Here is a 12,588-nt window from a genome sequence, read left to right on the forward strand (position 1 = left end):
TCGGGAAGCTGGTGAGGCATCATGGCAACGCGACCGATCAGCGCCGAGGACCATGACCGAATCGCCGAGGCGATCCGGACGGCCGAGTTGAAGACCGACGGCGAGATCTACTGCGTCGTCGCCCGTTCGAGCGACGGCTACTTCTTTCCGGCCGCTTTCACGACGACGATCGGCCTGTTCATCGCCAGCCTTGCGGTCGCCTATGGGCTGGAGGCCTGGTGGCTGTCCATCCGGCTGCCGCATTTCGTGCTGGCGCAGCTGCTGGCGCTGGCCTCGGCGCTCGCCCTGCTCTGGCTCCTGCCCGCCTTGCGCATTCATTTCGTGCCGAGAAGGCTGCGTTATCAGGCGGCGCACGCCAATGCGATGAAGCAGTTCCTGGCCCGCAACGTCCACCGCACGCAAGCGCGCACCGGCGTGCTCATCTTCGTCTCCATCGCCGAGCGCTATGGCGAGATCGTCGCCGATTCAGGCATCAACGCCAAGGTGGGCCAGCATGTCTGGGACGGCGTGGTCGGCGAGCTGACGAAACATGCCGGCGACGACCGGCTGGCGGACGGCTTCGTCAAGGCCATCGGCACGGTCGGCGCGGTGCTCGCCGAGCATTTCCCGGTCACCGAAGGCGACACCAACGAGCTCGACGATCACCTCGTCGAAATCTGACCAGTTCCCACATTGGGATCTTGACCGATAGGCTCTGTTGCGTTGGCAGGCGGCATGCCTTGGAGATTGGCCGAAACGCCCATCGCGATCGTCATTCTATGGTCTGCGCCGCGTCGCTTCGCTCCTTGCTCCGCCATAGAATGACGAGGTTGGGGCGGCTCCAGCCAATCCCCGGCGTTTGCGCCGATTTCACGGAAATGAACGCCTTGTCCGCCCATGCGCCTTTCGCCTGTGCGAAAGCGCCGAACGGGTATGGCGGACTCTTTGCAATCAGCCGATGCGGGTTTATGGTTAACCAATCATGAACACGCTGACGATCGACATCCGGAAGGCAGAGCCGCGCGACGCTAGCGCCATCGCCGAGGTGCACCAGCAGGCCTGGCGCGGCGCCTATTCCGGCATCATCCCGCACCGCACGCTGACCTCGATGATCAACCGTCGGGGCGTCGACTGGTGGGCCAACGCGATTCGCCGCGCGGCCACCGTGCTGGTAGTCGAGATCGGCGGAACGGTCGCCGGCTATGCCACGATCGGCAAGAACCGCGCCCGCGAGCTCAGGCAGCAGGGCGAGATCTACGAGCTTTACCTGCGTCCGGAATATCAGGGCATCGGGCTCGGCAGCCGGCTGTTCAAGGCAGCCAAGGCCCGCCTCGCCGACCACGGCCTGCGCGGCCTGGTGGTGTGGGCGCTGGAAGACAACCACAACGCCCTGGCCTTCTATGCCGGCAATGGCGGCCGCGATATCGCCGAAGGCGTCGAGGTCTTCGAGCAAAAGGCGCTGAAGAAAGTGGCTTTCGTCTGGAATGACTAGCTTCGCCTAAAGCATGTCTCCCGAAAGTGGGAACCGGTTTCGGGGCAAGGACATGCGCAAAATCAAAAGCCTTAAGCGCAAGGAGCGAATCTGAAAGATCGCGACGCGTTTTAGGTTACAGCCCATCACAAACTGTGCGTTTCCATTAGCGTTCAGTGCTATTCACCGCATTGCACCATGACGCTTGGCCCGCTATCGGTCTTGCAATCGAGAGAGGGATTTTAGCGATGCGTATCGAAGCGATTGCCACCGGAAAGAACCCGCCTGAGGACGTCAACGTCATCATCGAGGTGCCGATCGGCGGCGAGCCGATCAAATACGAGATGGACAAAGAGGCCGGCACTTTGTTCGTCGACCGCTTCCTGCACACCTCCATGCGCTATCCCGGCAATTACGGCTTCGTGCCGCACACGCTGTCCGGCGACGGCGACCCGATCGACGTCCTGGTCTGCAACACGCGCGCGCTGGTGCCGGGCTGCGTCATCAATGTGCGGCCGATCGGCGTCTTGATCATGGAAGACAATGCCGGCCAGGACGAAAAGATCATCGCCGTGCCGTCGCCGAAGCTGACGCTGCGTTATGAAAACGTCACCGAATACACGCAACTGCCCGAGATCACGCGCCAGCAGGTGCAGCACTTCTTCGAGCATTACAAGGACCTCGAGCCCGGCAAATGGGTCAGGATCGAGGGCTGGCACGATTCCAAATACGCCAAGAAGATGATCGTCGACGCGATCGCCCGGGCCAAGGCGGCTAAGTAGGGCGGAGGCGCTTATCGCACCGGCTTCTCGCCGCCCGCCGCGGTGATCACCCCGACGATGATCAACCCCGTCAGCACCAGCCGCACGCCGGCGCTGACGCCGAAGGTGTTGAGCATGGTGAGCAGAAGCACCAGGAACAGGCCGGCGCCCCAGACGCCCGGCACGTTCGCCTTGCCGCCGGCGACCGACGTGCCGCCGATGACCACGACCGCGATCGAGGCGAGCAGATATTCGTTGCCGATATCGACGTTGGCGCCGCGGAAATAGCCGGCAAGCAGCGCGCCGTCGATGCCGCCCAGCGCGCCGCACAGCGTGTAGGTGAGGAAGCGGATGCGGCCGACATTGACGCCGGCGAGCCAGGCGGCGCGGATGTTCTGCCCGATCGCCAGCACCGAGCGGCCGTAGATCATGCGCTGCAGCGCAAGTGCCGCGCCGATCGTGAAGACCACCGTCAGCATCGCCAGCACCGGAATGCCCAGCACCTGCCAGTTGGTGAAGTCGGCGAAACCCGGCGGCGGCTTGATCTGCAGACCGCGTCCGTAGCTGATGTCGACCGACTGGATGATGAAGCTCGCCGACAGCGTGGCGATGATCGGCGGGATGCGCAGCGCCCAGATCAGCAGATAGTTGATGGCGCCGATCGCGGCGCCGCAGGCGAGTGCCGCCAATAGCCCGACGACGATCATGGCGTCGCTGCCGCCCATCACCTTCATGGCGACCGCGCTTGCCAGCCCGATATTGGCCGGCAACGACAGGTCGACATTGCCGGGCCCCAGTGTGATGACGAACATCTGGCCGACGCCGACGATGACGGTGAAGACGGCCAGCGAAAGCGCCGCCGTGACCATGCCGCCGGCGCCGTAGCCGCCGGTGAAGGCAATCGTTGCCAGCCAGACGACCAACGCGCCGACGAAGGACCAGAGCCAGGGCTTTTCAAGCACCATACGCAACGAGGCCATCGCCTACCGCTCCCTGCGGCTGATCAGCACCCGCGCCGCCAGCACGATGATCAGGATCGCGCCATTGGCCGCCACCTGCCAGTCGGGCGGGATGTGCATGAAGGTCAAGAGCGGCGAGGCGGCCAGCGCCAGCGTCAGCGCGCCGAGCACCGCGCCGATCGGCGACACCCGGCCGCCGACGAACTCGCCGCCGCCGAGAATGACGCCGGCGATCGAAAGCAGCGTGTAGCCATTGCCGATATTGGCGTCGGCCGAGGTGGTGATGCCGATCAGCGCCATGCCGGAAAGCACGCCGAACAGGCCGGTCAGCGCGAACAGCGCGATCTTGGTCCTGAGCAGCGACCAGCCGGCGCGCCTCAGCGCCGCGGCGTTGCCGCCGGAACCGCGCAGGATGACGCCGTAGGACGTGCGCATCAGCCCGAAATGCACGACCGCGGCGATCAGCAGCGCCGCCAGGATCGGGAACGGGATGTAAGGCGGCTTGAAGGACATGATCGCAAGCAGCCAGTCCGGCGCCTTGCCGCCCGGCTTGGGCAGCACGAGGATGGCAAGACCCTGCCAGACGAAGCTCATGCCGAGCGTCACCACGATCGACGGCAAATTGCGCAGGTGGATCAGCGCGCCGAGCAGCGCATAGACGCCGATCGAGCCGATGAGCACCACGATGCCGATGAGCGGCGCATCCCTCAGCCAAGTCGCGGTGACGCAGCCGACGAAGCCGACAAACGTGCCGATCGACAGGTCGAGCTCGTTGCCGGCGATGACGAACATCTGCGCGATCGTCGCCAGCGCGATCGGGATCGCCAGGTTGAGCATCAGGTTGAAGCCGAAATAGCTGATGGCGCGCGGGTTGAGCCAGGCGATCGCAATCAGCACCAGCGCCAGCGACAAAGCCGGCAAAAGGCCGCGCAGCATGCGCGCCCGGGCGGCGCTGCCGCGCGGCGAGGATTTCGGGACGGTGCCGGGAGCGATCGCCGTCATCTCAGGCCGCATCGCCGAACGAGGACTGGATGATCTTTTCCTCCGTCAGCTCGTCGCGCCGCAGATTGGCGACGATGCGACCGTTCTTGAAGACATAGACATGGTCGCAATTGTCGAGCTCTTCGGTCTCGGTTGTGTACCAGAGGAAGGTTCGGCCCTTGGCGGCCTCCTCGCGCACGAGGTCGTAGACTTCGAGCTTGGTGCCGATGTCGACGCCGCGCATCGGGTCGTCCATCAGCACGATCTCGGCGTCGGAACCGAGCGCGCGGGCAAACAGCGCCTTCTGCTGGTTGCCGCCCGACAGCGAGAAGATGTTGTTGTTCATGTCCGGCGTCCGGATGCCGATCTTCTGCTTCCAGAATTCGGCGAGCTCCGCCTCGCGCTGCGGCGAGATCAGCAGTCCGCTGCGCAGGCGGGCCAGCGAGCGGATGCCGATATTCTGCGCGATCGACCATTGCGAAAAGATGCCGTCCGACTGGCGGTCGCCGGCGACCAGCGCGACCGGCGCCGTCACCTCGATGCCGGCCTTGGCGCGGGAGGCGGCCGAGAAGATCGCCAGCAAAAGGTCGGTCTGGCCGTGGCCGGAAAGCCCGGCGAGGCCGATGATCTCGCCGGCGCGGGCGACAAGTTCCTTATCGTCCTGCTGCCTGACCGCGCGCGCCCGCACCCTGAGCGCGCCGGGCTCGCTCTTGCGGGCCTCGGCGGCGGCCTTGTGATGCCCTTCGGCGCCGCCCATGGCGGCGACCAGCTTATCGCGATCGAAGGCGCTGGCGGCATCCGCCGCGACCACCTTGCCGTCGCGCATCACCACGATGCGGTCGGCGTTCTGCAGCACCTCGCCCAGCACATGCGAGATCAGGATGCAACTGCCGCCCTTTTCGACGAAACGGCGTACGAAGGAAAGCAACTGCCCCGCCGTATGCGCGTCGAGCGAAGAGGTCGGCTCGTCGAGGATGACCAGGTGCAGCGGCTCGCGGGTCAGCGTGAAGGCGCGCGCCACCTCGACCATCTGCCGCCTGCCGATCGAAAGGTCGCCGGCGATGTCGTCCGCCGAAATGCCGTGGTCCGGGAAGATTTCGTCGAGCTTGGCGCGGATGAGATCGGCAGCCCTGCGCCGCCAGCCGAAACCGGCGAGCGAGGGATGATTGATGCGGGTGTTCTCGGCGACGCTGAGATTGGGGCAGAGCGACAATTCCTGGAAGACGCAGCGTATGCCGAGCTCGAGCGCGCGTGCCACCGAATAGCTTGCCTCCTGGTTGCCGCGCACGGCGATCTGCCCGCCATCCGGCCGCAGCGTGCCCGCCACCATATGCATGAGCGTCGACTTGCCGGCGCCGTTATGCCCAACCAGCCCGACGCATTCGCCGGCGCCGACATGGAAGTCGACGCCGTTAAGCGCCCGAACGGCGCCGAAATGCTTTTCGGCGCCGTCCAGCCTGACGATGTCTGCAATAGCCTGAAGCATCCTCAACTTTTATCCGGTTGGCGATGCGGACGGCAACGCGCCCAAAGTGGGATGATCTTTCTTCGAAACGTCACCCCACTTCGTCTGCTGCTTGAGCATGATCTTTTCCGAAAACCGCCGAACACTTTTCGGGATCATACTCTATTGCTTGATGTTGGCCTTGATCGCCGCGATGGCGTCTTCCTGCGTGTACTCGTGGGTGGCGACGCCGCCTTCCTTGATGTTCGGCAGCGCGGCCTCGAAATCGTCCTGGGTGAAGGCCAGATACGGAACCAGCAGGTCATGCGGGATGTCCTTGCGGCCGTCGAGCACCTGCTGCGCCACCCAGAAGGCCAGCGTCGACACGCCGGGCGCGATCGAGGCCGACCAGGTCTTGTAACCGTCCTTCTCCTTCTGTTCCTTCCACCACTTCAGCTCGTCCTGGCGGTTGCCCATGATGATCGTCGGGCGCGGCTTGCCGGCGGCGGCGAAGGCTTGCGCGGCGCCATAGCCGTCGCCGCCCTGGTCGACGATGCCGACGACATCGGGCAGCGACGGCAGGATGGTCGCCACCGCCTTCTGCGCCGTGGTCTGGTCCCAGTCGCCGGTCACGGAACCAACGATTTTGAACTCCGGATGGGCGGCGACGCCTTCGAGGATGCCGGCATGGATGGCATCGTCGATCGAGGTGCCGGCAAGACCCCGGATTTCCAGCAGATTGCCGCCCTTGGGCTGGAACTTGGCCATCTGCTCGACTTCCTGCTTGCCCATGTCCTTGAAGTCGACGACGACGCGGTAGGCGCAGGGCTCGGTGACGGTACCGTCGAAGGAGACGACGGTGATGCCGGCATCGCAGGCCTGCTTGATGGCGCCGTTCAGCGCATCCGGCGAAGCGGCGTTGATGACGATGGCGTCATAGCCCTGCAGGATCAGGTTCTGCACCTGGGCGGCCTGGGTCGGCACTTCCTTGTCGGCGGTGGTGAAGACGTCCGCCGCGCCGACGATCTTGTCGTCGACTGCCTTCTTCGTGACGATGCCGTAGCTGTCGAGCATCGCCTGGCGCCACGAATTGCCGGCATAATTGTTGGAGAAGGCGATCTTCTTGCCGCTGGTGTCGGCAAGCGCGGTGCCCGAGGCGAGCATCGCCGCGAATGCACTCAATACGAGCAGTTTCTTCATGTCGGTTCCTCCCGAGTTTGCTGGTCTTGACGGATGGTCGTAACGCTTATTCCCTGTTTTTTATCTATTGTCAGACAAATTCAGAGGAACCGCAAGCTGTCAACTGCAAAGCATTGGCGCTGCCCCGATCAACTTGCGGTGCCACGATTGAAAAGGCGGCGACTCCTGGTCTAGGAACGTGGCAGGAGGCCAATGCATGGCAGTGACGCCGACCGTTGCAAAGGGCGCGCCCGGGATTCCGGCGCGCTGGACATCAAGCGCCAAAAGCGGCGTCGGCACCGCGCTTTCGGCAAAAAGCCGGCTCTGGTTCACCATCAGCCATGGCATTTTGAACGAACTCTATTATCCGCGCCTCGACAGCGCCTGCACGCGCGACCTGGGGCTGATCGTCACCGGTCCAGGCGGTTATTTTTCCGAAGAGAAGCGCGATGCGGCACACACCATCGAACCTTTCGAGGACGGCATCCCCGGCTACCAGCTGACCAACACCGCTTCCGACGGCGCCTACCGGATCGAGAAGCGTATCGTTACGGATTCGAAACGACCTGTCTTGCTGCAAGAAGTGCGTTTCACCGTCCTCAAGGATCGGGCGGCCGACTATCGCGTCTACGCATTGCTGGCCCCGCATCTCGTCAATGCCGGCATGGGCAACACCGCCTGGATCGGCGAGCACAAGGGGCAGCGCCTTCTCTTTGCCACCGGACGCGGCGTCTCGCTCGCGCTCGCCTCCTCCTTGCCCTGGGGCGCCTGCTCGGCCAGCTATGTCGGCTTTTCCGACGGCTGGCAGCAGCTGCACGACAACGGCGCGCTCGATCCTTCCTGTCAGGCAGCGGAAAACGGCAATGTCGCGCTGACCGGCGAGATCGGCTTTTCGGCCGGCAAGGCGGTTGCCCTGCTGGCGCTCGGCTTCGGCGCTTCGCCGGAGGAAGCCGCCGACCTTGCGCTTGCAAGCCTGAAACAGGGTTTCGAGCCGGCCGCGAAAACCTATGTCGACAACTGGCGGGCATTCCAGGCAGGGCTGGAAAAACTCGACCGCCACGCCGCCTCCGGTCTGAACACCTACCGCGCCAGCACGGCGGTGCTGGCAACGCATCTGTCGATCGCCAGGCCCGGCGCCGCCGTCGCCAGCCTGTCGATCCCCTGGGGGTTCAACAAGGGCGACGACGACCTCGGCGGCTATCACCTCATCTGGCCGCGCGACCTGGTCGAGACGGCGGGCGGCTTCCTCGCCGCCGGCGACGCCAGGCAGGCGCTGCAGATCCTCACCTATCTGCGTTCGATCCAGCAGCCCGACGGCCACTGGCCGCAGAATGTCTGGTCCGACGGCACGGCCTATTGGCCCGGCATCCAGATGGACGAATGCGCCTTTCCGCTGCTGCTTGCCGACGCCTTGCGCCGCGCCGGCCACCTGCCGAAGTCGAAGCTCGCCGACTTCCTGCCGATGATCGAGAATGCGGCCTCCTACGTCGTGCGCAACGGCCCGGTCACCGGCGAGGATCGCTGGGAAGAGGACGCCGGCTACAGCCCGTTCACGCTGGCCGTGGAAATAGCCGCATTGCTCGCAGCCGCCGACATGCTGGACGCCTTCGGTAAGAATGAGCCGGCAAACTATTTGCGCGAGACCGCCGATTGCTGGAACGACCAGATCGAGCGCTGGACTTATGTCACCGGCACCGAGGCAAGCGCGAGAGCAGGCATCGAAGGCTATTATGTCCGCATCGCACCGCCCGACGATTGCAGCGCCGCCTCGCCCAAGGACGGCTTCGTGCCGATCAAGAACCGGCCGCCGGGCGATACCGACAAGCCGGCCGAGGCGATCATCAGCCCGGACGCCCTGGCGCTGGTGCGCTTCGGGCTGAGAGCCGCGGACGACCCGCGCATCGTGAACACGGTCAAGGCGATCGATGCCGAGTTGCGCTGCGACCTGCCGCAAGGGCCGCTCTGGTACCGCTATACCTGCGACGGCTATGGCGAGCACGAGGACGGCACGCCCTTCGACGGCACCGGCCGGGGGCGACCGTGGCCGCTGCTCGCCGGCGAGCGCGCCCATTATGAGCTGGCCGCCGGCCGCAAGGACAAAGCGGCGCAACTGCTGGAAACCTTCGAACGCTCGGCCGGCGCCGGCGGCCTGCTGCCGGAACAGGTCTGGGATCGCCCCGACATGCCGGACCGCGAATTGCGCCTGGGCGCCCCTTCCGGCAGCGCCATGCCGCTGGTCTGGGCGCATGCCGAGCACATCAAGCTGTTGCGCTCGCTACGCGACGGCGCCGTCTTCGACCTGCCGCCGCAGGGCATCGAACGCTACATCAAGGGCAAGACGGTCTCGCCGCTGCGGATATGGCGCTTCAACCACAAGATCCGCTCCATTCCGGCCGGCAAGGCGCTTCGCGTCGAATTGTCGGCGCCGGGCGTCGTCCATTGGAGCACCGACAAATGGCTGACCGTGCAGGACAGCAAGACGGTCGAAAATACGTTCGGCATCCATCTGGTGGATTTGCCCGTTAACCGCCTGCAGCCGGGAACCACCATCGTCTTCACTTTTTTCTGGCCCGGGGCGATGCGTTGGGAGAATGTCGACTTCAGCGTCGGCATTGACACTCGATCGTGATCCAGCAGGGCCATTATACTTCTCCTTTCCTCAAGCAATCGGGATGACACCATGCAGATCGGAATGATGGGACTGGGCAGGATGGGCGCCAATATGGTGCGGCGCCTGATGCGCGATGGCCATGAATGCGTCGTCTACGACATCAATTCGGCAAGCGTCGCCGGTATGGTCAAGGACGGCGCCGTCGGCGCGGCCTCGCTGGAGGAATTCGTCGGCAAGCTCGCCAAGCCGCGCTGCGCCTGGCTGATGCTGCCCGCCGCGATCACCGGCAGGATCGTCGACCAGGTCGCGGCGCTGATGGAGCCGGGCGACATCATCATCGACGGCGGCAATTCCTACTACCACGATGCCGTCGACCAGGCGGCCAAGCTCGCGGTGAAAGGCATCAACTTTGTCGATGTCGGCACCAGCGGCGGCGTCTGGGGCCTCGAGCGCGGCTACTGCCTGATGATCGGCGGCCCCGACGAGGCGGTGAAGCATCTCGATTCGGTCTTCGCCACGCTGGCGCCGGGCGCCGATGCCGGCTCCAATCCGCCTAAGGATGGCGGCACGGCGCCCTTCGGCTATCTCCATTGCGGCCCGAGCGGCGCCGGCCACTTCGTCAAGATGGTGCATAACGGCATCGAATATGGCGTCATGGCCGCCTATGCCGAGGGTATGAACATCCTGAAGTCGGCCAATGCCGGCAAAAGGCAGCGCACCGCCGACGCCGAGACCAGCCCGCTCGAAAATCCGCAATACTACCAGTTCGACGTCGACCTGCCCGCGGTCGCCGAAGTCTGGCGGCATGGCAGCGTCATCGGCTCCTGGCTGCTCGATCTCACCGCCGGCGCGCTGAAGAGCGATCCGGCGCTCGCCCAATTCGGCGGTCGCGTCTCCGATTCCGGCGAAGGCCGCTGGACGCTGAAGGCCGCGATCGACACCGGCGTCCCCGCCCCGGTGCTGTCCTCGGCGCTGTTCGACCGCTTCTCCTCGCAGGGCGAATCGCAATTCGCCGACAAGCTCCTGTCCGCCATGCGCTATGCCTTCGGCGGCCATCTCGAAAAGAAGACCGGCGCGTGAGGGGAGACAAGGCATGAGCCAGGAGAGGTCCGACACGCTGGTGCTTTTCGGAGCGACCGGCGACCTTGCGCATAAGAAGATTTTCCCGGCGCTCTACCAGATGGTCGCCAAGGGGACGCTGACCGAGCCGGTGATCGGCGTCGCCTTCGAGCCTTGGGAACTCCCCAAACTGGTGGACCGCGCCCGCGACGGCGCCGTCACCGCGCTGGGCAGCATCGACGACAAGGTCTTTTCCAAGCTCGCCTCGCTGCTGCGCTACGTCAGCGGCGACTACCGCGACGGCGCGACCTTCGAGAAGCTGAAGACCGCGCTGGGTTCCGCGCAGCGGCCGCTGCACTACATGGCCGTGCCGCCGACCATGTTCGAGACCGTCGTGCAAGGATTGGAGCAGTCCGGCACCGCGCGCGGCGCCCGGCTGATGGTGGAAAAGCCGTTCGGCCACGATCTGCAGTCGGCGCGCTGGCTGAACCGGGTGCTGCATCTGGTGTTCGACGAGCAGTCGATCTTCCGCATCGACCATTATCTCGGCAAGGAAGCGATCCAGAACCTGCTCTATTTCCGCTTCGCCAACTCCTTCCTCGAGCCGATCTGGAACCGCAACTTCGTCGAGAGCGTCCAGATCACCATGGCCGAGGATTTCGGCGTCGAAGGCCGCGGCAAATTCTACGACGATGTCGGCTGCATCCGCGACGTCATCGAGAACCACCTGCTCAACATCCTTCTGCTTCTGGCCATGGAGCCGCCGGTCGGCCGCTCGGCCGACGACCTGATCGACGAGAAGGTGCAGGTGCTGCGCGCCATCCGCACGCTGACCAAGGACGATGTCGTGCGCGGCCAGTTCGACGGCTATCTGGCCGAGCCCGGCGTGCGGCCGAATTCGCCGGTCGAGACCTTCGCCGCGGTGCGTTTCTTCGTCGACACCTGGCGCTGGCAGGACGTGCCCTTCTTCATCCGCGCCGGCAAGAACATGCCGGTGCACGCCACCGAGGTGATCGTGCGGATGAAGCGGCCGCCGCTCGACGTCTTCGATCCGATCAAGCCGGGCGACGCCAATTACGTGCGCTTCCGCATCGACCCGCAGGTGGCGATCTCGATCGGCGCCCAGCGCAAGGTCCCCGGCGACGACATGATCGGCGAGCAGGTGGAACTGACCGCGCTCGACGACACCAAGGGCGACATGCCGCCCTATGAGCGGCTGATCGGCGACGCCATGAACGGCAACGGCCAGCTCTTCACGCGCCAGGACGCGGCCGAGCTTGCCTGGCGCATCGTCGGTCCGGTGCTCGGCGACACCACGGCGCCGGCGATCTATGCGCCCAAGACCTGGGGGCCGGCCGATGCCATGAACGGCTTCGGACCGCCCGACGGCTGGATCAATCCGACGAAATAGCTTCGGGAGGACAAGATGGCGAAGGCAACAAGGAAGGCGCCGGCGAGCAGCGATCCGATCGTGCTCGCCATCGATGTCGGCGGCTCGCATGTGAAGATCCTGACCAGCGCCGGCGGCGAGATGCGCCGCGCCGCGTCCGGACCGAGCCTGACACCGGACCAGGTCGTCGCTTCGGTCAAGAAGCTGGCCGAGGACTTGGACTACGACGTCATCTCGATGGGCTATCCCGGCCCCGTGCGCGACAACAAGCCCTCGCTCGACCCCTTCAATCTCGGCAAGGGTTGGAACGGCTACGATTTCACCGCCGCCTTCGGCAAACCGGTGAAGCTCGTCAACGACGCGCTGATGCAGGCGATCGGCAGCTATGACGGCGGCCGCATGCTCTTCCTCGGCCTCGGCACCGGCCTTGGCGCCGCCATGATCATCAAGAATGTCGGCCAGCCCATGGAGCTCGCCCACCTTCCCTACAAAAAGGGAGCGAGTTTCGAGGATTATGTCGGCGAGCGCGGCCTGGAAAAGCGCGGCAAGAAGAAGTGGCGCAGATACGTTTTCGACGTGGTCGACAGGCTTCGCGCCGCCTTGCAGCCGGACTATGTCGTGATTGGCGGCGGCAATGTCGACAAGCTCGATGAATTGCCTGAAAAATCCCGGCGCGGCGACAACACTCGCGCTTTCGAGGGTGGATTTCGTCTATGGCGCGACAAGGCGCTGATCGTCTGATATTGTTACATTT

General features: G+C 64.8%; 11 protein-coding genes. 7 read left to right on the top strand and 4 right to left on the bottom strand.

Annotated features, from left to right (window positions below; genetic code table 11):
• Nucleotides 1-21 precede the first annotated feature (21 nt).
• The 3 genes from LB572_RS21840 (at nucleotide 22) to ppa (ending at nucleotide 2,232) form a co-directional block, all read left to right on the top strand.
• Complete coding sequence (locus LB572_RS21840) at nucleotides 22-660, top strand: TPM domain-containing protein (protein ID WP_224669167.1); 639 nt, start codon at nucleotides 22-24, stop codon at nucleotides 658-660.
• Between the two features lie 301 nt (nucleotides 661-961).
• Complete coding sequence (locus LB572_RS21845; protein WP_040991512.1) at nucleotides 962-1,471, top strand: GNAT family N-acetyltransferase; 510 nt, start codon at nucleotides 962-964, stop codon at nucleotides 1,469-1,471.
• A 227-nt stretch (nucleotides 1,472-1,698) separates the two neighbouring features.
• On the top strand, nucleotides 1,699-2,232 hold the full coding sequence (ppa, locus tag LB572_RS21850) for an inorganic diphosphatase (RefSeq protein WP_140803774.1): 534 nt from the start codon (nucleotides 1,699-1,701) through the stop codon (nucleotides 2,230-2,232).
• A gap of 11 nt (nucleotides 2,233-2,243) precedes the next feature.
• Here the strand turns inward: ppa and LB572_RS21855 are convergent, their stop codons facing one another.
• From LB572_RS21855 to LB572_RS21870, 4 genes are all read right to left on the bottom strand, one after another.
• Entirely contained in the window at nucleotides 2,244-3,191 is a 948-nt protein-coding gene (locus LB572_RS21855) for an ABC transporter permease (RefSeq protein ID WP_224669168.1), read from the bottom strand.
• Nucleotides 3,192-3,194: 3 nt separating this feature from the next.
• A complete protein-coding gene (locus tag LB572_RS21860) occupies nucleotides 3,195-4,172 on the bottom strand; it encodes an ABC transporter permease (RefSeq protein ID WP_224669169.1) in 978 nt (325 codons plus the stop codon).
• Between the two features lies 1 nt (nucleotide 4,173).
• On the bottom strand, nucleotides 4,174-5,637 hold the full coding sequence (locus tag LB572_RS21865; RefSeq protein WP_224669170.1) for a sugar ABC transporter ATP-binding protein: 1,464 nt from the start codon (nucleotides 5,635-5,637) through the stop codon (nucleotides 4,174-4,176).
• 141 nt (nucleotides 5,638-5,778) lie between these two features.
• Complete coding sequence (locus tag LB572_RS21870) at nucleotides 5,779-6,795, bottom strand: ABC transporter substrate-binding protein (RefSeq protein ID WP_140803766.1); 1,017 nt, start codon at nucleotides 6,793-6,795, stop codon at nucleotides 5,779-5,781.
• Between the two features lie 196 nt (nucleotides 6,796-6,991).
• On the opposite strand from LB572_RS21870, the gene LB572_RS21875 reads away from it, so the two are divergent.
• The 4 genes from LB572_RS21875 to LB572_RS21890 are packed head-to-tail and all read left to right on the top strand — an operon-like array spanning nucleotide 6,992 to nucleotide 12,575.
• Nucleotides 6,992-9,403: a glucan 1,4-alpha-glucosidase gene (locus LB572_RS21875; protein ID WP_224669171.1), complete on the top strand. Its 2,412-nt coding sequence runs from the start codon at nucleotides 6,992-6,994 to the stop codon at nucleotides 9,401-9,403.
• Nucleotides 9,404-9,454: 51 nt separating this feature from the next.
• A complete protein-coding gene (gene gnd / locus LB572_RS21880) occupies nucleotides 9,455-10,465 on the top strand; it encodes a phosphogluconate dehydrogenase (NAD(+)-dependent, decarboxylating) (protein ID WP_140803762.1) in 1,011 nt (336 codons plus the stop codon).
• Nucleotides 10,466-10,478: 13 nt separating this feature from the next.
• Nucleotides 10,479-11,855, top strand: coding sequence for a glucose-6-phosphate dehydrogenase (gene zwf, locus LB572_RS21885; protein WP_224669172.1), 1,377 nt, complete (start codon nucleotides 10,479-10,481; stop codon nucleotides 11,853-11,855).
• Nucleotides 11,856-11,870: 15 nt separating this feature from the next.
• A complete protein-coding gene (locus LB572_RS21890; protein WP_140803758.1) occupies nucleotides 11,871-12,575 on the top strand; it encodes an ROK family protein in 705 nt (234 codons plus the stop codon).
• Nucleotides 12,576-12,588 lie beyond the last annotated feature (13 nt).

It is taken from the genome of Mesorhizobium sp. BH1-1-5, assembly GCF_020165615.1.
Taxonomy (GTDB): domain Bacteria; phylum Pseudomonadota; class Alphaproteobacteria; order Rhizobiales; family Rhizobiaceae; genus Mesorhizobium.